We start from the raw sequence: 24,454 nt of genomic DNA on the forward strand, positions 1-24,454 counted from the left end.
GTGGATCAGCCTCGGTCTGCCTCTTGTGCGTTTCCCTCTGCACATATGGACACCGGACCGGCCGGGGATTTGGACGATCGTCCGTCGATCTCGCTGTCCAACGGCTGTCTGCGACCGCAATGTCCGCGACCGCAATGTCCGCGCCGCGTGCCCGCCCCGAAAGCCCCCGTCACCGCACCACGTCGAACACCTGCTTCTGGATCCCGTTCCCGTACGCCTCCGCCTCCACCAGCCGCAGCCTCTGCGTGTCCTTGTCCGTCCCGCTGAACAGCCGCTTGCCCGCGCCCAGCAGCACCGGGAAGACCAGCAGGTGGTAGCGGTCGATCAGGCCCGCGTCCGACAGGGCGTGGTTCAGCGACGCGCTGCCGTGGACGATGATCGGGCCGCCCTCCGTCTCCTTCAGCGCCGCCACCTCGTCCAGCGACCGCAGGATCGTGGTCTCGCCCCAGTTCGCCACCAGGTCGGTGTCCTTGAGGGTGGTCGAGACGACGTACTTCGGCATCGTCCGGTACTCGCCGAACTCCTCCATGTCCGGCCACACCGGGCTGAACGCCTCGTAGCTCGACCGGCCCAGCAGCATCGCCGCCGCCTCCTGCTGCTCCCGGCCCTTGATCTCGTACGCCTCCGGGAGGAACTCGAAGTCCTTGAAGGTCCAGCCGCTGTTGCGGTAGCCGGGCTCTCCGCCGGGCCCCTCCACCACACCGTCGAGAGAGATGAACGCGGTGCTGATCAGGGTGCGCATGGGGGCTCCTCAGGGCTCTACGGCTACGGCTACGGCTGCTGCCGCGCTGGTTCCGTGGTCGGTTCCGTGGTCGGTTCTCCTCCAGGATCGGGCCGACAAATAAAATTGTCAAGACAGTGGGAGTTTTCGGAGAGGGGAGCGGGCGGCGGAGGGGGAGAGGCATGGGGTGCGTACTGGGGTGCGTACTGGGGTTTCGGGGGGAGCGCCCCTCTCCGCGGAGCGAACCGGCAGGCCAGCGCCAGCACCCCGCCCAGCGCCAGCAGCAGCCACGACACCGTCCTGAGCGTCGCCGTCAGGGCGTCGTACACCGCCCCCGCCGCCGGTTCCGGCATGCCCGCCGGCAGGTCCGCCAGCGTCAGACTGCGGCCCAGGGCCACCGCCACCCCCAGCACCGCGCCCCCTGCCGCGACCCCCAGCGACATCGCCGTGAGCGCCCGTCTGCGGCGGGCGGCCAGCGCGATCCCGGTGACGGCCAGTGCCACCGCCGTCAGCGGCAGCCACACCGCGGCGACCTCCATCACCTGAAGCCCCTTCCGCAGCGGGTCCAGATCCGCCGCCGGGAGCACCGCCACCTCGGCGTGCTCCACCGGCATCCTCGGGCGTCCCACCAGTACGTTGTCCTCGGCCAGTTGCCGTTCCACCGCGTCCGCCACCGGCGCCAGATCCACCGTCACCGGGCCCCGCTCGCCCCGGTTCACCGCCTCCAGCACCGCGTCATGGGTCGCCCGGTTCGCCTCGTCCCACCCCGCCTGGAACGCCTCCGTCCGCGTGAACGACCGCACCGCGCTGCGCAGGAACGGGGCCAGCTCACCGTGGCCCGCCCGCTCCGCCAGCCCCGTACCGAGGGTGTCCGCGACCACGTCCTCCACCGCCGGATCCGCCGCCAGCGGCGCCACCGTACGGACATAGCGGTCACCGTTCACCAGCCCGTACGTCACCCAGGACGCCAGGACGGCGGGGGGCACCAGCAGACAGGCCAGGAGCAGGAGTGCCGCTGCCGTCCGGCCCCGCAGGCGCGCGGCTCGGGGGCGGGGGCTGCTCGGCGGTCGCGGCGGGGGCATGGCTCCAGGCAACGCGGTGCCGGTGCGGGGCGCGAGCGCTGTACCGCCGTACGGGCGAGTACCGGTGGTGTGCGGGCGGGCCGTGCGCAGGTCGGTCAGGAGATGCGGTGGCCCTCCGCGTCCTCGTGGGTGTAGTAGCGGTAGAAGAGGACCATGAACACCACCGCCGCCACCGCCAGGGACATGAACACCGACCGCAGGATGCTCGCCCCGGCCTCGCTGTAGAGGAACCCGAACGCGCAGCCGCCGAACGCCGCCCACAGCACCGCGTGCACCTCGCGCCGCATTCCCGGGGCCGCGCGGAGCAGGGCGTAGGACAGCGCGGCGAAGGCGAGGGCCGCGACAAAGCCGAGCAGGACGTTCCAGCCGGTGATGGGTCCGCCGGACCGGTTGTTGGCGGCGACCCAGTAGCCGTAGATCAGTCCGGTGCCGACGGGGACCGCCCAGGTGGCGATCCGGTGGGCGCGGGCGCTGAGCACATCGGGCAGCCGGGTGCCCGGGGCCGTGCCGGACGCGGATGAGGACGCGGACGCCGGTATGGGTGCGGATGCGGCGTGAGCCATGAGCGCACTCCTCTCTCTCGCCCCCGCCTTCCAGAGCACACCTGCGGGCCGTGCCTGGCAAGTCCAGGCGCGGGCGGGGAGCCGGTGGGGCGGCGGCGACGGGGGATCCGGTAGGGCCGCGACAAGGGACCAATGGCCGGATGCGCGGGCGCCCCCGGCGTGTTTCGCTGGCTCTATGAGGTCCGGTGGCGACCGGGCGCTGAGACCCGTGAGCAATGACGGGGGCGGTCGGCGCCCGCTGGACCGGCTGCCGTGGACGGGCCGGTCGGGGCTGTGGCACCAGTACCGCACCCTGCGCATCCGTGGCCGCAGCGTGACCTGGGTGCCGCCGCTGCTGCTCCTCATCGGCATCGTCACCGTCGACTACTGGACCGGCACCGAGTTCCGGATCATCTCCTGGGTGGTGCTGGTCCCCGGCATCGCGGCGGCCCTGTGCCAGGTGTGGACGACCGCCGCCTTCACCGCGCTGGTGCTGGCCACCTATCTGTTCGTCGAGGCGTTCTGGCCCGACCGCTTCACACCCCGGCTGTCCGACTTCACCCTGATCGCCATCGGCGGGGTCCTGGCGACCCTGGCCTGCGCGGTCCGGGTGCGCGGCGAGGAACACGTGCTGCGGATGCGGGACGTCACCGAGACCGTCCGCCGCACCGTGCTGCGCCCGCTGCCGCCCGGCTGGGGCGGGCTGGAGCACGCCGAGATGTATCTCGCCGCGGACACCGAGGCCCGGGTCGGGGGCGACTTCTACGACATCCAGCCCGGCCTGCACGGCACCCGGGTGCTGCTCGGCGACGTCCAGGGCAAGGGGCTCGGCGCGGTCGAGGCCGCCGCCGCGCTGCTCGGCACCTTCCGCGAGGCCGGCTACCACGAACCCGATCTGACCACGGTGGGCGAACGGCTCGGCATCCGCATGACCCGGCACCGGGGCCGGGTCCGCGAACTCGGCCGCGACGACGAGGACCGGTTCGCCACCGCCGTACTGATCGAGTTCCCGGACGACGACCCGGACGCCCTGCGCCTGATCAACTTCGGTCATGAGCCGCCGCTGATCGTCGGCCCCGGCGGCGTCCGCCCCCTGGAACCCGGCGACTCCCTCCCCCTCGGCCTCGCCGAACTCGAACCCCCCGCCACCGCCCGCCCCCTCACCGCCCACCGGGTCGCCCTCGCCCCCGGCGAGACCGTTCTGCTCACCACCGACGGTGTCACCGAGGCCCGCGACGCCGACGGCGTCTTCTTCCCGCTGGCCGACGCCGTCGCCGAGGCGGTCCGCGCCGACGTCCGCTGCGTGGCGCCGACCCGGCTGGTGGCGGCGGTACGGGAGGGAGTGCTGCGGCACTGCGCGGGTCGGCTCGCGGACGACACGACGGTGTTCGCGGTACGGCGGGGACGGCGGCGGGCGGATGGGGGCGCGGACCGCCTCGGCGACGGTTTCCAGGTCCCCGGCGACGGTTTCCAGGTCCCCGGTGACGGTTTCCAGGTCCCCGGTGACGACTTTTAGGCACCCGGAGGATCCACCTCTGCTCCAGCCAGCAGCCTCTCCAGCCCCCTCCTCCTCGCCTCCGCCCGGATCAGCGCCGTCGCCGCCAGGGCCATCAGCGTCGCGCCCGCCAGCCCCGTCGTCAGGATCGTCGCGGCCGGGGCGGACCGTACGGCGGTGATCGTGGTGGCCGTCGCCGTCACCGCCGTGCTCGTGGTGAGGGCGAGGCGGGCCGCCAAGACGCGGTCGCGGGCGTAGAGGGGGCGGCGGCGGGTCAGGACCCGGGCGGCGAACGCCGTCCAGGCCAGGCCGACGGCGATGAGCAGGGCGAAGACGGTGGCGGTGGCCGCCGGGAGCGGCTCGGGCTCGGTCGCCCACAGGACCGCCAGGAGCGCGGCGCCGGTCGCGCCCGCCAGGCCCACGGCGAGCCGGCGGACCCGGGCGGCGAGGGAGACCTCGGCGGCGAGGGCGCGCTCCAGCGCCTCGGGGATGTTCTCCGGTGTCATCGGACTCGGGTCGGGGGCCGGGTTCGGGTTCGGGTGCGGGTGCCGGGTCATGCGCGGTGGTGTCCCTTCTCCTCCAGGGCGCCGCGCAGCAGCCGGCGGGCGCGGTGCAGTCTGCTCTTGACCGTTCCGGGCGGTACGCCGAGCACCTCCGCGCAGACCGCCAGCGGCAGATCCTGGAGGTGGAAGAGCAGCAGCACCTCACGCTCCACCGGCGGCAGCGCGGCGAGGGCGGACTCCAGCTCCAGCGCGGTCAGTACGTCGGTCAGGGCGGGGTCGTCCCGGTCGGCCGCGGGGCCGTCGGTGGTGTCGTGGGTCTCCGGTGTCAGGGGGGTCTCGGGGGCCGAGCGGTACTTGTGGCGGAGCGCGTCCGTCACCGTGCGGCGGGCGATGGTGAACAGCCAGGGCGCGAAACGGTCCGGGCGGCGCAGCCGGGGCAGACCCCGGACCACCGCGATCCACACCTCCTGCGCCAGATCGTCCGCGAGCTGCGGATCCCCGGTCATGCCCCGGACGTACCGCCGTACCGGGGTGTGCCAGGCGTCGACCAGTTCGCGGAACGCCGTCCGCTCGCCGAGCTGGCAGCGCACCACCACCCGGGTCAGCGCCTCGTCATCAGCCACGCGCGCACCTCCCATTCGGGGCTCCGGATGTCGTCGTACATGTCGTCGTACAGGTCGTCGTACACGTCGTACACCCGGACAGTCGGCGCGCAGCGGCGGCAGGTTCAGGGCGACTTGAGGGTTCGCGGAAGGCAAGCGCGTTACCTTGCTGGGGTGGTACGTGATCGTGGAGGAGGGGCCTCATGGGTGGAACCGTGCTGCTGATCGCAGGGGCGCCGGTGGGGCGTGGGCGGCTGGTGGAGGCGGCCGGGGTGCTGCCGGTGCTGTCCGCCGTGGCGCCCGGGGTGCTGGCCGGGGCGGAGTCGGCCCATGTCGTCGAGCTGGCGGATCCGCTGGAGCCGCAGGCGGTGCTGACCCGGCTGCGGGCGGCGGCTGCCGCGCCCGATCCGCTCACCGTGTTCGTCGCCGGGCAGCTCCAGCTCGACCGGCGGCAGCGGCTGCCGCATCTGGCGCTGGCCCGCACCACCCCGGCGACGGTGCGCTACACCGCGTTCCCCTGGCACTGGTTCCGGGAGGAGTTGCGCCTGCGCACCCCCGGCAGCACCGCCCTGCTGCTCGATCTCCACGCCGACCCCGAGTGCTGGCGGCAACTGCGCGGACAGCCGCCCCTCGACCTCGGTCTCGGCCCCGGACACGCGGTCTACGGGAGGATCGCGCCGCCCCCGGGCCGCCGAAGCGTGGGGCAGCCGTCGTACATGAGGGCCGTCGCCACGCTGCTGCGCAGCGGGTACCGGCCGCCGCTGGAGCAGCTCCATCAGCAGGCCCTCGCCCGGATCGCCGAGGAGGGCGAGGGCGCCCGGGAACCGGGGATCGTGCTCGGTACGGGGGCCGGGGCGCCCGGCGCTGACCCGCACTCGGCGCTGGCGGAAGCGGTGCGCGCCGGGCGGCACCAGGACGCGGACACGCTGGCCGCGCAGTGGGAGCAGGCGGCGGTACGGGCGCACGGGGCGGGGTCGGGCGAGGCGCTGCACTGGGCGGAGGTGCGGGCGGATCTGGCGATGCTGGCGGGGGACCCGGTGCGCAGTTGCCGGACCTGGCTGACGGTGGCGGCGGCCCGGCTGGGCGCGGGTGAGGCGGTGGACGCGCCGACGGTGGAGGCGGCCGTGGACCGGGCGCACCATCAGTGGGGGTGCATCCGGGACACGGCACGGGCCCGGGAACTCGGGCCCGCGCTCGCGGAGTTGCGCGGCCGGGTGCCGGGGCGCCGGGCGGGCGCACTGGACCATGTGCGGCGGCAGTTGGAGGAATTGCAGGGGGCGTGAGGGCAGCGCACTGCGCTTGCTTCTACGCGCCGCCGGCTCCGGGCTTGCTCGTCCCAGGGGGAAGGGGAGGGGGAGGGCGGCTGTCGGAGGTCAGGGGGAGGGGTCCGGGGCGGAGGGGTCCGGTGCGGGAGAGGTTGGCGCGGAAGAGTTCGGGGCGGAAGAGGTTGGGGCGGAGGCCCGTCGCGCGGTGTCCCTGCGGGTGACCGCCTGAGTCACCTCGTCGATCGCCGTGCGCACGATATTTCCGTAGGCGCCCGCCGGGAGAGAGGGGGCGTACCGGCGGGCCTCGGTGAGTTGCGCGGTGGCGGCCTCGAACGCGCCGAGGCGGCGGTAGTTGTCGGCGAGGTTGAGGTGCAGGGAGGGGCGGAAGGCGTCGCGGGCCAGCCCGGGGTGATGCCGGTCCAGCCGCTCCTGGGTGAGCGCGTCGGCCGCGTCCAGGGCGCGTATGTCCCAGGCGAGGGCCTCGGCGGGGTCGTCGTGGAGGTCGGCGAGATGGTGGGCGAGGGTGCAGCGGTGGAGGGCGTCGCCGGTGACGCCGATCTCCGTCCACAGGGTGTGGAGGGCGGCGCGGGCGGCGCCGGGGTCGGCGGGGGCGGCGGCGAGGGCCGTGCCGATGGCGGTCATGGTGGGGTCGGGGGTGGGGTCCGCAGCGGTCATGGGGTGGTGGTCCTACCTTTCAAGTACCTTCTGTGGAGGCTGTCGGGTGCTCGTCGGCGCCGGGGAGGTCCGGGTGCCGTACGGGCATCGCCCAGGTCGTGAGGTCGCCCCGGTCGGCGGAGCGGACGGTGGCGGGGGCGCCGGGGCCGCGCAGGTCGAGCAGGACATCGGGGCCGAGGGCGGTGCTGATCGCCGGGTAGAGGGTGGTCACGGCGAAGGAGATGTCCAGGCGGGCACCGGTGACGGCGGAGAGCGGCGGAACGGGCGCTCCCGGCGTCAGACGCAAGGTGATGACGTCCTCCGGGTGGGTCTCCAGGGCGTGCAGGAAGGGATCCTTGGCGAGGGTCGCCCGCGTGGTGACCTCGGGCAGTGCCGCCACCATCCGGTGGTGGTCGGGGAAGGCGTCGGGGAGGGTACGGCAGTACGGGTCCTCCCGGCCGGTCCGGCCCAGCCGCAGCCGTACCCCGTCCGGGGCGGCCGTCTCGATGCGGACCATCGGGCTGCGGCGGATCTCCGGGACGGCGGCCCGCAGTTCGTCGCCGTCCAGGGTGGCGGCCCAGGGGACCGGCGACCGTGCACCCGTCGCCGGTCCGGCCGGGACCAGGGTGCGGATGGCGAGGCGGTAGCGGTCGGTGGCCGTGAGGGTGACCGCCTCGGGGGTGGCCTCCAGCCGCAGGGCGCCCAGGACGGGGAGGTGCGGGTCGCGGGCGGTCGCGGTCAGCACCTGCTCGATCGCGTCGGCGAGGACGGGGCCCTTCAGGGCGGCGACGGGGCGGGCGGCGGTGCCGGCCGGACCGGTGAGCGCGGATTTCAGCCGGGCCGCCCTGCGGCGCACGTCGGCCGCGTCGCCGAGCACCTGGACGACATGGGCGTCGATGAGCCGTGCGGCGTCCTCGGGCCCGGCGTCCAGGATGACGGCGACGGCGGGCAGCGGCAGCCCGATCTCGCGCAGCCCGCGCAGGGTGACGGCCCGGGGCAGCTGGTCCGGGGCGTAGTGGCGGTAGCCGGTGACCGGGTCCACCTCGGCGGGCGGCAGCAGCCCGGAGTCGGCGTAGAAGCGCAGGGCGCTGGGGGTGAGCCCGCTCCGGCGGGCGAAGTGCCCGATGGGCATCAGGGGGTCGGTGTTCGGCACCTGGCCATGGTGGGGTTTCGAGCGGGTTGAAGGTCAAGTGGGGGGCGCTGACCGCTGGGGGGGGGGAGGGCTACGGCCGGGCCGAGTGCGTCACCCGGTCACCCTGGCCCGGTGACGCCTCCCCCGGTGTCGCCTTCGCCGGGCCCGCGTTCGCCGCCGCGATCAGGGCCGTCGTGGCGATCAGGGCCGCGGCGAGGGCCCTGGCGTAGGGGGCGGGAGGGCGTCCGTTGCGGGCGGGGGTACGTCCGGACACGGGAACCTCGCAGGGGGGTGACAGCGGCGTGTTAAGCGCCCTTAATCCAGCCCCTAACGTAGAGGTTCGGGGCGGTGGATCGGAAGGGGGCCAGGGGGAGTTACGCCATTTCGCCGATGGTCCGGCGGAGGGTCCCTCCCCTGTCCCGGCCGATCGTCCCGCGCCGGTCCGGGCGGAGCCCAAGTCGCCTATGGGTAACTGGACTTACTGGCATGATTAAACGCATGGCGAACCGGGACGACCCCGAGATCATCGGGCGCAGGGTGCAGCGGCTGCGGCACGAACGCGGGCTGACCCAGCGGCAGCTGGCCGAGCCCGCGTACACCCCCGCCTACATCTCGACCCTGGAGGCCGGCCGGGTGCGCCCCTCCGATGAGGCGCTGCGGCATCTGGCCGACCGTCTCGGCGTCGGATTCGACGAACTCGCCACCGGCCGCCCCGCCCGCCTCGCCACCGATCTGCGGCTGCGGCTCACCGAGGCCCAGCGCACCCTGGCCACCGGCGCCGCCGAGGACGCCGCCGAGCAGTACACCGCGCTGCTCACCGAGGCCACCGCCCACGCGCTCCCCGCCGAACAGGCCACCGCGCTGCTCGGGCTCGGCGAGTGCGGTCTGGACACCGGCGACATAGTGGCCGCCCGGCGCTCCTTCGAACGGGCCGAGCAGGTGCTCGGTGAGGCCGATCTGCCGCTGCCCGCCCGGGTCCCGGCGGTGCGCGGCCGGGCCATCTCCCACTATCTCGCGGGCGAGCTGCGCTACGCGGTCTATCTGCTGGAGTCCACGCTCGACGAGCTGAACCGGGGCGGACTCCACGACCCGGACGCCCTGCTGCTGCTCTACGCCAGCGTCATCGGCCCCTATATGGACATGGGGGCGCACGCTCGGGCGGCCAAGGCGGCGGAGTTCGCGCTCGCGGTCGCCCCGCAGTCGGGGGACCCGGCGCTGGTGGCCCGGATGCACCGCCAGGTGGCCCGTACCCTGCTCGCCGAGGGCCGGACAGCCGAGGCGGACGCCTCGCTCGCCAAGGCCGCGGAGATGTACCGCCAGCTCCAGCTCCGCACCGAACTCGCCAACTGCCACTGGATGCGCGGCTATGTCTGCGCCCAGAACGGCGAACTGGAGCGCGCGGAGGGCGAGTTGCGCGAGGCGCTGACCATGCTGTCGGCGACCCGCGCCGCGCTCTACCGCAGCCAGGCGGCGGTGGAGCTGGCGGACGTCCTGCACCGGCGCGGCAAGTCCGACGAGGCGGCGGCGCTGCTGCGGGAGGTGCTCGGCGATCTCTCCCCCGAGCGCGGCGCGGTCCACGCGGCGGCGGCCCACCGGCTGCTCGGCATCATCGCCGAGGACGCCCGCGACACCGAGGCCGCCGAGGAGCACTACGTCCGCGCGCTCAGCCTGCTGGAGCGCGCGGGCGCGGCCGGTGACCTGGCCGATCTGTGCCGGCTCCTGGGCGATCTGCTGCGCCGCACCGGCCGGGTCGAGGCCGCGCTCGACGCCTACCGCACGGGCCTCGGCCATCGCACGGCACCGGGGACGACGACACTGGGCCCGGCCCCGGCCCAGCCGCCGGTGTGAGGCCGGCCACCCGGCCCCGAACGCGCCCCCTCCCCTCCCGCCCCTTCAGATCTGCGCCCGCCCCTGCTTCCGTACCTGTGCCAGCCGCTCCGCGCCCAGTTCCGCCGCCGCCTGGGTGGACTCGGTCAGGATCTCGCCGAGGCCGCCGTTGGTGATGGTCAGGGCGTCGTCGCCGACGCGGACGGCGGCCACCTCCAGGGTGAGGGTGACCGGCTCGCCGTCCAGTTCCCGGGTCACCTCGACCCGCAGTCCCTGCCGGGCGTCGCCCGCCTCCGGCAGCGGTACGTCGCTCACCGTCACCGTGCGCCGCTCGCCGCCCGGCCCCGTCGCCACGAACTTCGCGCACTCACCGCGCGGCAGCTTCCGCAGCCACGCCAGCGCCCGGTCGACCTCGGCCGGGGCGCGGCTGGTGACCTGGTAGCGCAACTGCCCGTCGGCGTAGTTGTCGTCCAGTCCGATCGCGGCCCGCGCCGGGGCGCCGAGCAGATCGTCGGCGTACAGCGCGTCGAGGAGGCGGCGGCAGTCCGGGGTGCCGGTGGACGCCTTCAGGAAGCCGTCCCGCCAGGTCGCCACGCCCTGCGTCGGCATCCACGGCTCCCCGAGGTCGGCCTCGCTGATCAGCGCGGAGCGCGCCTGCGCGTCGGTCAGGGCGTGCACGCCGTCCGGCACCGGTGCCTTTCTGGCGGGCTTCGACGCCTTCGCCGCCGGGCTCTCCTTGAGATACGGCCGGGGCGGCGCGGTCTCCTGGTAGGCGCAGCCGCTCGCCACCAGCAGCAGGGTCGTCCCGAACGCCGCGGCGATGACCAGGGCACGGACGGCCGGGGGGCTGGGGATCGGGGGTGCCATCGGGTGCCTCCAGGGGGCGGGGCCGGGGTCTCCACGGCACCACCACCCCCGCCCGCCCACCAGCGCGCCGGTCCGTCCGGGTGACCGGCGCTCCCTACGGCCGGTCCCCGTCTCCCTCCCCGCGCACCGCCTCCAGATACTCGGCGATGGCGTCCCGGTTGCGGGAGAGGAAGTCGATACGGGCGCTCATCCGGGTCAGCTCCTGCTCCAGGGTGGCCAGCATCTCGGGGGTGGCGTCGGAGAAGTAGATGGTCCGGGGCTTGTCCAGACAGGGCAGGATCTGCCTGATGATCCGGGTCGGCAGCCCGGCGTCCAGCAGCCCCCGGATCTGGAGCACCCGGTCGACATGCCGCTCGTCGTACTCCCGGTAGCCGTTCGCGGCCCGGTCGGCGGCGATCAGACCCTGCTCCTCGTAGTAGCGCAGCAGCCGCCGGGAGCTGCCGGTGCGCTGCGACAGCTCTCCGATGCGGATGCGGATAGGGATGCCGCTGGGGATGCTGCTGGAGTCGGGCCCGGGGCTGGGGCTGGGGCTGGGCATGCGGATTTCCTCACCTTCCCTTCTTGACCTTCACATGAATGTGAGGGTTCGAGCCTAGATCCCGACCACCGAACCCGCAGCCATGCCCCGAGGTGAACCCCGTGGAACAGCAGCTCTACGACTACAGCCCGATCACCGACCGCCCCCCGCTCCACTGGCCCGGCGGCGCCCGGGTCGCCTTCTACCTGGGCCTCAATATCGAGCACTACCTCCTCGACCGCCCCGCGACCAGCACCTTCCCCGACACCGCCGCCTTCGTCCCGGACCCGCTGAACTACGGATGGCGCGACTACGGCCCCCGCGTCGGGATCTGGCGGCTGATCGAGAGCCTCGACCGGCACGGCGTCCGGGCGAGCGCGCTGCTCAACTCCGACGCCGGGGAGCGCTATCCGCAGATCGTGGCGGCGGGCCGGAGCCGGGACTGGGCCTGGCTCGCCCACGGCCGGAACAACTCCACCTTCCAGACCGGTATGACCCGCGAGGCCGAGCGGGAGTATCTGACCGGGGTGGTCGACAGCATCGAGCGGACGACGGGCGCACGCCCCCGGGGCTGGATGGGCCCGGCCCTCACCGAGACCCTCCACACCCCCGAACTCCTCGCCGAACTCGGCCTCACCTACGTCCTCGACTGGACCAACGACGACCAGCCGTACCCCCTCCGGGTCCCCGGCATGCTGAGCGTCCCGTACACCGTCGAGCTGAACGACATCAGTCTGTTCCTGGGCAAGGGCTTCACCGGGCCGGAGTTCGTGCGGGCGGTCAAGGACCAGTTCGACCAGCTGCTCGCCTACGCGGCGGAGGAGAAGGGCGGTGGCCGGGTGATGGCGCTGGCCCTGCATCCGTTCGTGATCGGCCAGCCGTTCCGGCACCGGTATCTGGACGAGGCCCTGGAGTACATCGCAGGGCACCCGGACGTGTGGCTGACGACGAGTGACGAGATCGCCGACCACTACGCCCGTGCCGCCCGTACGGGCCCGGCGTCCTCCCCGGTGACGGCGGCGACGTAGAGATCGACGTACCGCTCCACATCCACCTCCAGGGCCACCTCCACCAGCGCCTGCGGGCGGGTGCGGGAGGCGTCGTCGTGGATCTCGGACTCGCCGTGCCGGGGGCGCAGATCGACGATCGTCTGACCGCGGGTCGGGCCGGGGCCGAGGGAGACCTCGACGGGGAGCCGCCGGGCGGTGATCCCGCCGGGGTCGGCGACCGCGCACACCGCGCCCGCGTCACCGAGCCCCCCGGCCGGATCGTCACCGTCCTGGTCGTCACCGGCCGGGTCGTCGGGGTCGGGGGCGGAGGGGCGGTGGGCGAGCAGTTCGCCCGCCAGCCGTGCGCCCGGCTCGTCGCTCTCCCGCAACCGCCGTACCACCCGCCCCGGCACCTTCACCCGCATGAACACATCCAGTCCGTACATCGTGATCGGCACCCCGGCGGTCAGGAGGATCGCGGCGGCCTCGGGGTCGTGCCAGACGTTGAACTCGGCGACGGGGGTGGCGTTCCCGGCGGCGACCGCTCCGCCCATCCAGACGATCCGCTCGATGTGGGCGCTCACCTCGGGGTGGGTGCGCAGCAGGAGGGCGATATTGGTGAGGGGGGCGGTGGGGACGAGGGTGACCGGGCGGGGCGAGGCGAGGATCTCGCGCCGCAGGAGGGAGACGGCGTCCAGGTCGGAGGGGGTGCGGGTGGGGGCGGGGAGCCCGAGGTCGCCCATGCCGTCCTCGCCGTGCACATGCTTCGCCGAGCGCGGCTGCTCGATCAGCGGGCGCGCCGCTCCACGGGCCACGGGGATGTCGGGGGCACCGGCCTGCTCCAGCACGGTGAGGGTGTTGCGTACGACGCCGTCGACATCGGTGTTCCCGGCGACGCAGGTCACCGCGCGCAGATCCAGGCCCGGATGGCGGACCGCGAGGAGCAGAGCGAGGGCGTCGTCGACGCCGGTGTCGCAGTCGATGATCACCGGGATGGGCTGACCGGTCACGCGCACTCCTCGACTCGGGCCCCGGGCGGGCCATGGGGCGGACGACGACATCCTTTCCCACCCCGGCCCCCACGAGTCGCGACACCGAGGTGCGGGGCGCGGACCCGGGGGTGATGCTGGTGGGGTCGGTCCGGCGCGGTCGGGGACGCGTGGGTGTGCGTGGGCGGTCCCCTGATACCGGAAGAGGTGCGTCGACATGACCGGTGGGAGGCGCTCTCGCGGGCTGCTGTGTGTGGTCGTACTGCTCCTGGCAGCAGCGCTGCTGGTCCCGGCGGCGTCCTCGTCGTCATCGTCCCCGTCCCCATCCCCGTCCGGCAGGTTGGACGAGGACCTCACCGCGCGCCTGGACAAGGCCATCGCGGATGTCCAGCGGGAGGCGAGGATCCCCGGGGTCGTGGTGGGCCTGTGGATGCCGGGCAAGGGGGACTACGTCCGGGCCACCGGGGTCGCCGACAAGGCGACGGGGCAGCCGATGGCCGACGACATGTACGTACGGATCGGCAGCGAGACGAAGACCTTCACGGTGACGGCGCTGCTCCAGCTCGTGGACCAGGGCCGGGTGGGCCTGGACGACCCGATCTCCGACTACGTCCCCGGCGTCCCGGACGGTGACCGGATCACCCTGCGGCAACTCGCCGGGATGCGCAGCGGTCTGTACCCGTACACCTCCGACCCCGGGTTCGACCACGCCCTGCTCAGCGACCCGAACCGGCGTTTCACGCCGCGGGAGCTGCTGGCGTACGGCTTCAGGCATCCGAACACCTTCGCGCCGGGGGCGCGGTTCCAGTACTCCAACACGAATCTGATCCTGCTGGGTCTGGTGGTGGAGAAGGTGACCGGGAGGCCGGTCGGCGAGATCATCGAGCGGCGGGTGGCCGCCCCGGCGGGCCTGCGGCACACCCTCTTCCCCGACAACGCCGAGATCCCCACCCCCCATCCCCAGGGCTACACCGACCAGACCCTCAACGGCGGGACCACCGACGCCACGGACTGGGACCCGACCTGGGCGTGGTCGGCGGGCGCGATGATCTCGACCCTGGACGATCTGCGGAGCTGGGCGAGGACGGTCGCCACGGGCACCCTGCTGACCCCGGCCACCCAGGCGCAACGCCTCACCACCCTCCCCACGGGAGTGCCGGGCACGGGCTACGGCCTGGGCATCTTCAACAGCGGCGGCTGGATCGGCCACAACGGCTCCATCCCCGGCTACGAGACGGTGACGGTCTATCTCCCCGCCGAGCGGGCGACGCTGGTGGTGATGCTGAACACGGACATCACCTACCAGGGCCAGGAGCCGTCGTCACTGGTGGCGAGGGCGGTGACGCAGGTGGTGACGCCGGATCATGTGTATGGGTTGCCGGTGCGGGGGCGGTAGCGCCGGGCCGGTTTTCGATGGGTGAGTTCCAGGTGGGTTCCCGTGAGTTCCTGGTGTGCTCCTGGTGAGTTCCTGGTCCCTCAGGTGCAGTTGACGTGCCTTACCAGAGCCCCCGAGGCCGAGGCCCCTCGCCCGAGGAGCGCGGCGCCGGACCAGGGCGCCGCGCCGATGGGCGGGGCGGGGCCGGGCCCGGGTGGGATCACCGACCCTGGGTCCGGACGACTCCCTGCCCTCCCCGTGTCCCCCGTTCTTCCCCCGTTCTCCCCGTTCCCCCTGTTCCCCCGGATCCGCGGGGCACTGCCCCCGCTCCGGGTGGTGCCTCCGGCCCGATGGGCGGGGGCGGAGCGGGTGGCGGGGAGTGCGGATCACCTGGGCGGGCGCTCCCACGCCCGCCGGGCCCCACTGTTGCCGTGAACGGCCCACCCCGGCCATGCTGTTGCGGCTGACCGCAAACGCTCAGTTCACCGGGGAGAGCGACATGCTCCGCGTCCACTTCACCGCCGCCGATCTCGCCCGGACCCGGATGTGCCGCACCTCCGATCCGCTCTGGGACATCGCGATCAGCCTGCACCGGCTCCAGACCCGCCAGGGCCGCTGGGCGCACGCCGACTGGCACCGGACCACCCGGGAGCAGCTCAGGGAGAAGGGGCTGGAGCGGGCCGTGCGGCGGGTGCTGCTGCCGCTGTACCCGCGCGCCGCCTACTTCCCCGACTTCCTCACCCCCTTCGCCGCCACCGAAGGGCTCGACGCCGGACTGGAGGCGGTGCTCGCCGCGCCGGAGGGCCGGGTGCGGGAGGAGATCGGGCGGCTGGACGATGTCGTCGGGGCGCCCGACTGGGCCGGTCGCCTGGGGGAGCGCGCCGCCCGGGAGGATCTCGTACGGCTGCTGCGGGCCTACCATGAGGTGGCCGTCGCGCCCTATGCCGATCGGGTGCATGCCCGGGTCGAGGCCGAGCGGAGTCTGCGGGCCAGGGCGCTGCTGGACGGTGGGGCCGAGGGGATGCTCGCCGGGCTCGGGCCCTGGGCCCGGTGGGAGCGGCCCGTGCTGCATGTGGAGTACCAGCCCTCCGTCGATCGGGATCTGTGGCTCGGGGGGCGGGGGTTACTGCTCGTGCCGTCCTATTTTCTGCTTCAGCGGCCTCTCTCCTTCGCCGATCCCGGGCTGCCGCCCGTGCTGGTGTATCCGCTGGTGCATGAGGCGCCGGCCCGGTCCCGGAGCGCCGCGCCGCTCGCCGCGCTGGTCGGGACCGCTCGGGCCGGTGTCCTGCACGCCGTCCGGCACGGCGCCACCACCGGGGAGATCGCCCGTGCCGCCGGGGTGTCGCTGTCCGCGGCCAGCCGGCACGCCACCGTGCTGCGCGACGCCGGGCTGATCACCAGCGTCCGGCACGGGGCGGCCGTCCTGCACACCCTCACCCCGACCGGCGCCGCCCTGCTCCGGTCGGCCTCGGTCGCTCACTCCGACGACCACAGCGAGCGCAGCACCCCCCACAGCGACGGCTGATACGAGCAGCTGCTCACCAGCTCGTGCGAGAGCGGGGCGTACGTACCCGCGAGGTTGCCCATGCTGTTCACGCCGCTGCACCCGGTGCGCTGGGCCATGCGCTCGCGGTCGAAACCGGCGGAGGTGTAGTCGGGGCCCCGGTAGTAGGCCACCCCGCTCAGGCGGCGGCTGTCGGCGATGTTGTTGAAGACCGAGCGGACGGGGGCGGTCGTCGCCCACCCGCAGGTCCTGCCCCCCGTCCGCCAGTCGCGGTCGCTGGTGCGCCAGTGGCACATCTCGCCGTTGCCGTTGAACTCGCTGAAGAAGCAGACGCTGTCGGCGGGGCAGCGGCCGTACCCGTACTCCGCGGGCGCCGACTCCACCGGGATCGCCCGGTACACCGGCGTACCGTCGTCCGCCGTCGCCGAGCGGTGGGCCACGAAGGACGCCGTGCCCAGGGCCGTCAGCACCAGCAGGACCGTCGCCAGCGCCCCGGCCAGCACCGGGTGGCGGCGCCACGACGGGCGGCGCGGCAGGCGCGGCAGACGGGGGGAGCGGGCGACCCCGGCCGCCGACTCCGCCCGGCGCAGCAGCGCCCCGGTGGTGACGCGGTCGGCCTGGTCGCGGGCCAGGCACGCGGTGACGATGTCCCGCCAGCCGTCGGGCAGCGAGGGCGCGAGCCGTAACTCCTCGTCGCCGCGCGCGTACCGGGTCGCCGCGTCGCAGCGCGCCTGGGTACTGCCGCCCGGCAGCGGGAACGTCCCGGTCAGCACCACATGCGCCAGGACCCCGAACGCCCAGACGTCCGCCGAGGGCCGTACCCGCGTGCCCCGCTCGTCGACCTCCGGCCAGAGCAGCTCGGGCGGGGTGTAGTCGGGGGTCGCGAAGGCGGGCGCGTAGGCGTGGGTGCCCTCCAGCTCGGCCGCCATCGCGAAGTCCGCCAGCCGTACCGAACCGTCCTTCATCAGCAGCACATTGGCCGGTTTCAGATCCCCGTGCACCCATCCGGCGTGATGCAGTTGCGCCAGCCCCGAACAGATCTGCGCCAGCAGCTCCCCGGGCCGCGCCGGTTCCGGTACGGCGTCCAGCGACCGCTCGGCCAGCTCCAGTACGAGGACGGTGGCGCCGTCGAGTTCGGGGCGGCCGGGGTCGTCCACGGTGAGGGCGTCGTACATCCGGATCAGGCGCGGGGCGCGCAGGCGGTTGAGGAACTCCACCTCCCGGGAGGCCAGTTCCCGCAGATGGCCCAGCTGGCGGGGGGTGCGGGTGCCGGTCGGCAGGAACTTCAGCGCCGCCCGGCCGGGCAGCTCCGTGCCGGCGGCGCCGCCGGCGGGCTCCGTACCGTCGTCGTCCCCGGCCAGCCGCCCCGCGTACACCGTCGCGAACGCGCCCGACGCCAGCCGTTCCCGTACCTCCCACGGCCCCACCCGGTACCCGGCGGGGACGGACACCGACACCGGCTGCCCGGCCACGCCACTCATGCGCGGACCTCCGGCGCCGACTGCGGCGCCTGCTCCGACTCGGGCTCCGATTCCGGCTCCGGCGCTCGCAGCACCAGCAGATCGTCCTCGCGGACCAGGTCGAAGCGGAGGGCCAGCGAGACCAGGGTCTCCTTCTTGCCATGGGTGCGGCGGCCGGGTGCGAGCGGGACGGCGTCCGGGCCGGGGCGCAGCCGCAGCTTGACGGCCAGATAGTCGATGTTCCAGTAGACCGCCGACCGGGTCGCCCCCGGCCACACCGGGCGCAGCCGCTCCACCAGTTCCTCCACCGCCGGCAGCGGGGCGTGCGGGGCGCCCCGCAGCCGGGGTTCGCACAGGGCGGCCAGGACCGCGAAGTAGCGCTTGGTGCGGTCCAGGGTGAAGGCGGGCGCGGTCAGCGGGCCCGGCAGACCGTGGCGGGCGGTGCTGCGGAAGATCTGCCGCGGCGCCCAGACGTCGAAGGCGAGCAGTTCGCCCGCGGCGGGCAGCACCACCCGGGAGAACTCGAACGGCACCGGCGCGTCCACCCGCCCCGGCGCCACCTTGATGTGCTCGCCCGCGCCCTCCGGGTTCTCCACCACATAGGTCTGGTCCTCGCTGCGGTTGCTCAGCAGCCAGAAGGTGCCCTCCGCGGAGATCTCCCCGGCGGCCCGGGGGACCCCCGCGTGCGCGATGGCCAGTCCGCCGGGTGTCTCCCGCCGCCCGAACTCCAGACGCTCCCCGACGCCGAGCCTGATCTGCTCCTCCGGCCGCGCGCAGGCCGGTGGTACGACGATGACGCTGAACATGGACTCGTTCCCCTCGCCCGATCCATGAGGGCCACCCTCCCCCAGCCGACGAGGGGGAGGGTACGAGATGAGGATGCGATTCCGGGTGGGGCGCGGGGGTTCGGCGTGGCGGTTCTCCCGCCCGTGGCGAGGGCGGGCCCGGGTGCTACCCCAGCCAGACCGTGGTGTCCGGCCCCACCCGTCCGTCGCCGGTCAGCGGACCGCTGGCCAGCAGGACCTCGCCGGGCGGGAGGGGGACGGGCGCGGCGGAGAGGTTGGTGAGACAGCGCCAGCCCTCGGTGCGGGCGAAGGCGAGGACGCCCGGCCCGGTCTCCGTCTCCGCCTCCGTCTCCGCCGCCCAGACGAGGGACTCCCCCTCGGTCAGTTTGCGGCGCAGCCGCAGGGCCGCGCGGTACAGCTCCAGCGTCGAGCCCGCCACGCCCTCCTGCGCCTGGACCGCGAAGGCCGCGAAGCCCGCCGGCTGCGGCAGCCACGCACCCCCCGCCCCGAACCCGTACGACGGCCCGTCCACCGTCCAGGGCAGCGGCACCCGGCAGCCGTCGCGCCCCTTCTGGACGTGTCCGGTCTGCTCCCACACCGGGTCCTGGAGGGCCTCGGGGGGCAGGTCGGCGACCTCGGGCAGGCCCAGTTCCTCGCCCTGGTAGAGGTAGGCCGAGCCGGGCAGGGCCAGCATCAGCAGCGTCGCCGCGCGGGCCCGGCGCAGCCCGGCCGCCGGGTCGAGGGGCGGTTCCTGCCCGCCGGACAGCAGCCAGGCGTCCGTGTCCGTGCCCGGCGGCAGCGTCAGCCGGGAGGCGTGCCGGATCACATCGTGGTTGGACAGCACCCAGGTCGCCGACGCCCCGGCGGCGCGGGCGGCGGCCAGCGACTCGGTGACGACCCGCCGCAGCGCCCCGGCGTCCCAGGGGGCCTGGAGGTACTCGAAGTTGAACGCCTGCCCCAGCTCGTCCGGGCGGGCGTACCGCACCCGGCGGTCGCCCGGCACCCATGCCTCGGCGACGGCCATCCGGGGCGGCCGGTAGCCGTCGAGGATCCGCCGCCAGTCGCGGTAGATCTCGTGCACCTCGTCCCGGTCGTAGAACGGATGGGTGCCGGGCGGCAGCCGGGCCAGGGAGTCCTCGCCGCTGAGCGCCGGATCGCCCAGATCGCGCAGGGGGTCCCGGAGATCCTTGGCCAGGGCGTGCGCGACATCGACCCGGAAGCCGTCGACGCCCCGGTCCGACCAGAACCGCAGGGTGGTGCGGAAGTCCTCGCGGACCTCCTCGTGGTCCCAGTTCAGATCGGGCTGCTCGGGGGCGAACAGATGCAGATACCACTGGCCGTCGTCCGGCACCCGCCGCCAGGCGCTGCCGCCGAACACCGACAGCCAGTCGGTGGGCGGCAGTTCCCCGTCCGCCCCGCGCCCGTCCCGGAAGACGTACCGCGCGCGGGCCGGGGAGCCGGGCGGTGCGGCCAGCGCCTCCTGGAACCAGGTATGCCGGTGCGAGGTGTGGTTCGGCACCAGGTCCACGATCACCTTCAGGCCGAGCCGGTGCGCCTCGGCGGTGAGCGCGTCGAAGTCGTCGAGCGTGCCGAGGCGCGGGTCGACGCCCCGGTGGTCGATGACGTCATAGCCGCCGTCGGCCAGCTCGGACGGGTAGAACGGGCTCAGCCAGAGCGCGTCCGCGCCGAGCCCCGCGAGATACCCGAGCCGCGAGGTGATCCCCCGCAGATCCCCCAGCCCGTCCCCGTCGGCGTCGGCGAAACTGCGCGGATAGACCTGGTAGACGACGGCCTGCCGCCACCAGTCGGGGTCGCGGGGGGAGAGGTCGGGGGCGGGGCCGGGGCCCTCAGGGTGTTCGCGGCCCTCGGGGTGCTCGGGGTGTTCGGGGTGTTCGGTCACGCCCGGGAGTCTGTCCAGTCCGTCGGGGCGGTGAAACCGTACGAAGGGGGCGACGAAACCGTACGACCGGGGCGATGAAGACCGTACGAAGGGGAGACCATGCGGGTAGCGGGACCCCTTCCGGGGGACCCCCGGTCAACCCGGGAACCGCCCCGCCGCTGGTCGAAACAGGTGCTCCGCCCCCTCCCTCCCGTTCTCCCTCCCGTTCTCCCTCCCGCTCTCCGGTCCGTTCACCCGCCCCGGGATTCCCGATGGCATTCACGCTCGGCATCCGTATGCCTACGCTGTGATGGTCTGTATGGACTGCATCGGGGGTCGTATGGGGTTCGGGTTCGGGCAGCGGCGTGGTGGCCAGCTGCCGGTGGAGTTGACCAGTTTTGTCGGCCGGGGCGCGGAACTCGCCCAGCTCCGGGCCGCGCTGGAGCAGTCGAGACTGGTGACGCTGGTCGGCCCCGGAGGGGTCGGCAAGAGCCGTACGGCGCTCCGCGCGGCCGGGGCGGCGGCGCCCCGCTACCCGGACGGGGTCCGCCTCGTGGAACTCTCCGCCCTGCGCGACCCGGAGCTGATCCCGGCCACCCTCGCCGGGGTGCTGGAACTGCCCGAGCAGCCCGGGATGACCCCGCTGGACGCGGTGGTGGAGCATCTGCGCGGACGCCGCCTCCTCCTGGTCCTCGACACCTGCGAACACCTGGTCGACGCCTGCGCGATGCTCGCGGACATCCTGCTGCGCGAGGCCGTCGGGCTGACCGTTCTCGCCACCAGCCGCCAGCCGCTGGACGTCCCCGGCGAGCACTGCATCCCCCTCGCCCCGCTGGCCCGGGAGGACGCGGCGGATCTGTTCGTGCAGCGGGCGGCGGCGGTGACGGCCGGGTTCGCCGGTACCGGCGCCGACCGGGAGCGCACCCTCGCCCTGGTGGACCGCTTGGACGGCATCCCGCTGGCCCTGGAACTGGCGGCCGTACGGCTGCGCGCGGTCCCGCTTGCCGAACTGATCGCCCGCCTGGACCGCCGCTTCGAGGTACTGACGGGTGGCCGCCGCACCCGCCTGACCCGCCACCAGACCCTGCGGACCGCCATCGACTGGTCGTACGACCTGTGCACCCCCGAGGAACGCCTCCTGTGGGCCCGGCTCTCGGTCTTCGCGGGCTCCTTCGAGCTGTCGGCGGCCGAGCGGGTCTGCGCGGACGCCGAACTGGGCGCCGAGCAGGTGGTGGAGGCCCTGATCGGCCTGGTGGACAAGTCGGTCGTCCAGCGGATCGGCGAGGACGGCGGGCGCTACCGCCTGCTGGACACCATCCGCGAGTACGGGGCGGGCCGCCTGGAACGCCTCCCGGACGCGGGCCGGGGTGTCCGCCACCACCACTTCACCCACTACGAGCGCCTGGTGTCCCGGTTCTGGGACGAGTTCCTGAGCCCGGCGCAGGTGGCGCTGCACCGGGCGGTGCGCGAGGAGATCACCGATATCCGGGCCGCCCTGGAGTGGGCCTGCGCGGGCGACGACGGCCGGGCCAAGGACGCGCTGTGGCTGGCGACCCGGCTCGGCCCCTACTGGCGGGCGGCCGGGACCCTCTCCGAGGGCCACCACTGGATCGACAAGGGCCTGAACCGCGTCCCCCAGGACTGCCCCGAACGGGCCTGGGGCCTCCAGATGACCGGCATCTTCGGCGTCTGGACGGCCGACCTCGCCACCGCGCTCGACCGCTTCCCCCGCGCCCATGAACTCGCCGTCCGCATCGGCGAGGACCGGGTGGAACGCTCGGCCGCCGCCTATCTGGGCGCGATGACCGCGCTGGGCGGCGACATCGAGAGGGGCCTCGCCGAACTCGAACGCAACCGCGTCCGCATCGTCGATTCGGGAGACGGCCTCGCCATCGGCGTAGTCCACTACGAGGGGGCTTTGCTGCGGGCGGTCCTCGGCGACACGGAAGGCGCGCTCGACCTGTGCCGCACCGGCCTCGCGTACCTCTCCGGGGTCGGCGAGCGCCAGCTCTACGCCTCCACCCAGAGCACCCAGGGCATGATCCTCTGGCTCAGCGGCGACCACGAGGAGGCCGAACGCTGCTTCCGGGACAGCCTGGAGGCGGCCGGGGAGATCGGCGAGGTCCTGGTCGCCGCGCTGGCCTGTCTGGGCCTGGCCTGGTGCGCCGCGGAACGGGGCCGCCCGGTGCGGGCCTGCTGGCTCCTCGGCTACGCCCAGCACGCCCGGCGCCTGGGCGGCGACCCGGTGTCCCTGCTGCCGAGGCTGCTGGAGGAACTGGAGTCGGTGGACAAGGCGGTCCGCGCGGCGCTCGGCCCCGTCGACCACGAACGCTGGCGGGAGGCGGGGGGCCGGATGTCGGGGCAGGAGGTGCTGGAGGCGGTCCGCGCGGACATCGATGTCCCGATCCCCCCACAGCCGACGGCTCCGCCGGGAGCCCGTCTCCCGGCCCGCTCCCCCGACTCCCTCACCCGCCGCGAACGCGAGGTCGCCGCGCTGGTCGCGCAGGGCCTGTCCAACCGGGAGATCGCCGAACGCCTGGTCATCTCCAAACGGACGGTGGACGCCCATGTGGAACACATCCTGGCCAAGCTGGGGATCGCGTCCCGCACGGAGATCCCGGAGATCCCGGCGACGACGTAGCCGACCGGGGTACGTACGTATGGGCCGCCCGAGCGGTACGTGTACCGATCTTCGCCGCTCCCGGTCATTCCGCCCTCCCGGGCACGGCAGTCTGGTGTGAGCCGCCCGGGGGACGGGCGTGCGGGTCGCCGGCAGTTGGTCAACCCCCACGGCTGTCATGGCAAGGCCCCCGCACCACACCTCCCCTCGGCGGCACGCAGCGGGGCTGCCCCTGGTCGGCGGGGCAGCCCCGCTTTCATGCGCTCCCTCGGCCGCCGGTTTCCATCCGGAAGAAGACCGTTTTGGAGGCGGGGGTGAGGCCCCCGTGGACGGTCGTCGTCCCCCAACGATCGGCACAGGCGTCGACCAGCAGAAGCCCCCGCCCGCGTTCGGCGTCCCCGCCGACGGGGTGCAGCGGCAGCACCCCCGGCAGATCGTCCCGCACCGCGACGGTGACGGAGGCGTCGGAGACGGTGACTTCCATGTGGATGAGGGGCGTTCGGGTGTGCTGGTAGACGTTCGTGACGACCTCGCTGGTGCAGAGGCGAGCGGACTCGGCGAGGGCGGCGTGCCCGGTGGAGCGGAGCAAGGAGGCGACCAGATCGCGCAGTACCCCGGGGGCGGTGAGGACGTTGGCTGTGGTGAGCCGGTAGGAGGTGGGGGGTGTGATGGACATGGGGGTGTCTCCCAACGCTGGTGTGGCTGGGTGGTGTTGGGAGAGACGGTAGCGCACTGGGCTAACATCATGGGCGAGCACGGCTAATAAAGTGGGCGAATGGAGATTCGATGGCCGCCAGAAAGGCGCCTACCGCACGTCAGCGCCGACTGGGTGTGGAGTTGCGGAGGATTCGAGAGCGGGCGGGTCTCTCACTCGCCGTCGCGGCAGCCGAACTGGGCACGGACCGGACGAGCATCAGCAACATCGAGCTGGGCCGGTTCGGAGTGAGCGGCGAGCGGGTACGCACCTGGGCCGCGCACTACGGCTGCGCCGACGCCGAGTATGTGGAGGCCCTTGCCGCCATGGCTGAGGACCGTAAGAAGGGCTGGTGGGACGCCTATCGGGATGTCCTGTCGGCCAACGCGGTCGACCTCTCGGAACTTGAGCATCACGCCGCCGCATTGCGTTCCGTGCAGATCATGCATATGCCGGGCTTGCTTCAGACCGAAGACTACGCCCGTGCGGTGTTCGCCCAGGCGGTACCTGCGCTGACCGATGTCGGTCTGCGTCGCCAACTCTCGCTGAGACTGAAACGCCGAGACGTACTGGACCGGCCGAGCCCGCCCACGTGCACTTTCCTGATTCACGAGGCTGCGCTGCGCCTAGAATTCGGTGGACGAACTGTCGCCCGAGCACAGCTCAGCCATCTGCTGAAGGAGTCTGAGCGGGACAACGTGACTATCCGTGTGATTCCGTTCGCCATAGGCGGGTTCCCCAACGCCGGAAACTCGACACTCTATGTGTGCGGGCCGGTTCCGCAGCTCGACACCGTTCAGACCGATACCCCGTACGGCCCCGCGTTCGTCGATGCCGAGACCCGTCTCGCAAACTTCCGGGCGGTCTTGGAGAGAACCGAAGAGCGGTCACTCGACGCAGTCCGGTCGCGTGACTTCATCCACGACATGGCCCAGCAACTGTGAAGGTGTGA

At 73.6% G+C, this 24,454-nt stretch carries 23 protein-coding genes; 8 read left to right on the top strand and 15 right to left on the bottom strand.

The window, feature by feature from the left end; translation table 11 throughout:
• Positions 1-169 precede the first annotated feature (169 nt).
• The 3 genes from ABZX40_RS15755 to ABZX40_RS15765 all read right to left on the bottom strand — a co-directional run bounded on the left by ABZX40_RS15755 (position 170) and on the right by ABZX40_RS15765 (position 2,366).
• Positions 170-742: a dihydrofolate reductase family protein gene (locus ABZX40_RS15755; protein ID WP_355742001.1), complete on the bottom strand. Its 573-nt coding sequence runs from the start codon at positions 740-742 to the stop codon at positions 170-172.
• Positions 743-771: 29 nt separating this feature from the next.
• The gene (locus ABZX40_RS15760) at positions 772-1,803 is read right to left on the bottom strand and encodes a hypothetical protein (protein WP_355742003.1); all 1,032 of its coding nucleotides are present in this window, start codon (positions 1,801-1,803) and stop codon (positions 772-774) included.
• A 95-nt stretch (positions 1,804-1,898) separates the two neighbouring features.
• Positions 1,899-2,366 (bottom strand): hypothetical protein, encoded by a 468-nt coding sequence (locus tag ABZX40_RS15765; RefSeq protein WP_355742006.1) that lies wholly within the window; start codon positions 2,364-2,366, stop codon positions 1,899-1,901.
• Positions 2,367-2,574: 208 nt separating this feature from the next.
• On the opposite strand from ABZX40_RS15765, the gene ABZX40_RS15770 reads away from it, so the two are divergent.
• The gene (locus ABZX40_RS15770) at positions 2,575-3,861 is read left to right on the top strand and encodes a PP2C family protein-serine/threonine phosphatase (RefSeq protein ID WP_355742009.1); all 1,287 of its coding nucleotides are present in this window, start codon (positions 2,575-2,577) and stop codon (positions 3,859-3,861) included.
• On the opposite strand, the gene ABZX40_RS15775 is transcribed toward ABZX40_RS15770, so the two are convergent.
• A complete protein-coding gene (locus tag ABZX40_RS15775; protein WP_355742012.1) occupies positions 3,858-4,397 on the bottom strand; it encodes a transmembrane transport protein in 540 nt (179 codons plus the stop codon). The genes ABZX40_RS15770 and ABZX40_RS15775 overlap by 4 nt on opposite strands.
• Complete coding sequence (locus ABZX40_RS15780; RefSeq protein ID WP_355742014.1) at positions 4,394-4,966, bottom strand: sigma-70 family RNA polymerase sigma factor; 573 nt, start codon at positions 4,964-4,966, stop codon at positions 4,394-4,396. The genes ABZX40_RS15775 and ABZX40_RS15780 overlap by 4 nt, the downstream gene beginning before the upstream one ends.
• A gap of 182 nt (positions 4,967-5,148) precedes the next feature.
• On the opposite strand from ABZX40_RS15780, the gene ABZX40_RS15785 reads away from it, so the two are divergent.
• The gene (locus ABZX40_RS15785) at positions 5,149-6,228 is read left to right on the top strand and encodes a hypothetical protein (protein WP_355742017.1); all 1,080 of its coding nucleotides are present in this window, start codon (positions 5,149-5,151) and stop codon (positions 6,226-6,228) included.
• A 90-nt stretch (positions 6,229-6,318) separates the two neighbouring features.
• Here the strand turns inward: ABZX40_RS15785 and ABZX40_RS15790 are convergent, their stop codons facing one another.
• The 3 genes from ABZX40_RS15790 to ABZX40_RS15800 form a co-directional block, all read right to left on the bottom strand.
• Positions 6,319-6,885 carry a tetratricopeptide repeat protein gene (locus tag ABZX40_RS15790; protein WP_355742020.1) on the bottom strand — a complete coding sequence of 189 codons (567 nt, stop codon included), beginning with the start codon at positions 6,883-6,885 and terminating at the stop codon, positions 6,319-6,321.
• 19 nt (positions 6,886-6,904) lie between these two features.
• Positions 6,905-7,996: a MerR family transcriptional regulator gene (locus ABZX40_RS15795; protein WP_355742357.1), complete on the bottom strand. Its 1,092-nt coding sequence runs from the start codon at positions 7,994-7,996 to the stop codon at positions 6,905-6,907.
• A gap of 91 nt (positions 7,997-8,087) precedes the next feature.
• Complete coding sequence (locus ABZX40_RS15800; RefSeq protein WP_355742023.1) at positions 8,088-8,270, bottom strand: hypothetical protein; 183 nt, start codon at positions 8,268-8,270, stop codon at positions 8,088-8,090.
• A 224-nt stretch (positions 8,271-8,494) separates the two neighbouring features.
• Between ABZX40_RS15800 and ABZX40_RS15805 the strand changes: the two genes are divergently transcribed.
• On the top strand, positions 8,495-9,844 hold the full coding sequence (locus tag ABZX40_RS15805) for a helix-turn-helix domain-containing protein (RefSeq protein ID WP_355742026.1): 1,350 nt from the start codon (positions 8,495-8,497) through the stop codon (positions 9,842-9,844).
• A 45-nt stretch (positions 9,845-9,889) separates the two neighbouring features.
• Here ABZX40_RS15805 and ABZX40_RS15810 read toward each other — a convergent pair whose 3' ends face one another.
• Positions 9,890-10,690: a hypothetical protein gene (locus ABZX40_RS15810; RefSeq protein ID WP_355742029.1), complete on the bottom strand. Its 801-nt coding sequence runs from the start codon at positions 10,688-10,690 to the stop codon at positions 9,890-9,892.
• A gap of 94 nt (positions 10,691-10,784) precedes the next feature.
• Positions 10,785-11,162 (bottom strand): MerR family transcriptional regulator, encoded by a 378-nt coding sequence (locus ABZX40_RS15815; protein ID WP_355742360.1) that lies wholly within the window; start codon positions 11,160-11,162, stop codon positions 10,785-10,787.
• A 167-nt stretch (positions 11,163-11,329) separates the two neighbouring features.
• Between ABZX40_RS15815 and ABZX40_RS15820 the strand changes: the two genes are divergently transcribed.
• Positions 11,330-12,235, top strand: coding sequence for a polysaccharide deacetylase family protein (locus tag ABZX40_RS15820; RefSeq protein ID WP_355742032.1), 906 nt, complete (start codon positions 11,330-11,332; stop codon positions 12,233-12,235).
• Here ABZX40_RS15820 and ABZX40_RS15825 read toward each other — a convergent pair.
• Entirely contained in the window at positions 12,178-13,206 is a 1,029-nt protein-coding gene (locus ABZX40_RS15825; protein ID WP_355742034.1) for a nucleoside hydrolase, read from the bottom strand. The two genes, ABZX40_RS15820 and ABZX40_RS15825, sit on opposite strands and share 58 nt — an antisense overlap.
• A gap of 196 nt (positions 13,207-13,402) precedes the next feature.
• Here ABZX40_RS15825 and ABZX40_RS15830 point away from each other — a divergent pair, with 196 nt between their 5' ends.
• Together ABZX40_RS15830 and ABZX40_RS15835 are read left to right on the top strand one after the other, a co-directional pair.
• A complete protein-coding gene (locus ABZX40_RS15830; RefSeq protein WP_355742037.1) occupies positions 13,403-14,581 on the top strand; it encodes a serine hydrolase domain-containing protein in 1,179 nt (392 codons plus the stop codon).
• A gap of 478 nt (positions 14,582-15,059) precedes the next feature.
• Positions 15,060-16,085: a winged helix-turn-helix domain-containing protein gene (locus tag ABZX40_RS15835; RefSeq protein ID WP_355742040.1), complete on the top strand. Its 1,026-nt coding sequence runs from the start codon at positions 15,060-15,062 to the stop codon at positions 16,083-16,085.
• Here ABZX40_RS15835 and ABZX40_RS15840 read toward each other — a convergent pair.
• From ABZX40_RS15840 to ABZX40_RS15850, 3 genes are all read right to left on the bottom strand, one after another.
• Positions 16,037-17,545: a serine/threonine-protein kinase gene (locus tag ABZX40_RS15840; RefSeq protein ID WP_355742043.1), complete on the bottom strand. Its 1,509-nt coding sequence runs from the start codon at positions 17,543-17,545 to the stop codon at positions 16,037-16,039. The genes ABZX40_RS15835 and ABZX40_RS15840 overlap by 49 nt on opposite strands.
• Complete coding sequence (locus ABZX40_RS15845; RefSeq protein WP_355742046.1) at positions 17,542-18,330, bottom strand: FHA domain-containing protein; 789 nt, start codon at positions 18,328-18,330, stop codon at positions 17,542-17,544. Before ABZX40_RS15845 ends, ABZX40_RS15840 begins: the two co-directional genes overlap by 4 nt.
• A 145-nt stretch (positions 18,331-18,475) precedes the next feature.
• Positions 18,476-20,209 carry a glycoside hydrolase family 13 protein gene (locus tag ABZX40_RS15850; protein ID WP_355742049.1) on the bottom strand — a complete coding sequence of 578 codons (1,734 nt, stop codon included), beginning with the start codon at positions 20,207-20,209 and terminating at the stop codon, positions 18,476-18,478.
• A 319-nt stretch (positions 20,210-20,528) separates the two neighbouring features.
• Between ABZX40_RS15850 and ABZX40_RS15855 the strand changes: the two genes are divergently transcribed.
• The gene (locus ABZX40_RS15855; protein ID WP_355742363.1) at positions 20,529-22,829 is read left to right on the top strand and encodes a LuxR C-terminal-related transcriptional regulator; all 2,301 of its coding nucleotides are present in this window, start codon (positions 20,529-20,531) and stop codon (positions 22,827-22,829) included.
• A 235-nt stretch (positions 22,830-23,064) separates the two neighbouring features.
• Here ABZX40_RS15855 and ABZX40_RS15860 read toward each other — a convergent pair whose 3' ends face one another.
• The gene (locus tag ABZX40_RS15860) at positions 23,065-23,484 is read right to left on the bottom strand and encodes an ATP-binding protein (RefSeq protein ID WP_355742051.1); all 420 of its coding nucleotides are present in this window, start codon (positions 23,482-23,484) and stop codon (positions 23,065-23,067) included.
• Positions 23,485-23,594: 110 nt separating this feature from the next.
• Between ABZX40_RS15860 and ABZX40_RS15865 the strand changes: the two genes are divergently transcribed.
• The gene (locus ABZX40_RS15865; RefSeq protein ID WP_355742054.1) at positions 23,595-24,446 is read left to right on the top strand and encodes a Scr1 family TA system antitoxin-like transcriptional regulator; all 852 of its coding nucleotides are present in this window, start codon (positions 23,595-23,597) and stop codon (positions 24,444-24,446) included.
• The last annotated feature ends 8 nt before the right edge of the window (positions 24,447-24,454 follow it).

The sequence above is a fragment of the Streptomyces sp. NPDC004610 genome (assembly GCF_040609715.1).
Classification (GTDB): Bacteria; Actinomycetota; Actinomycetes; order Streptomycetales; family Streptomycetaceae; genus Streptomyces.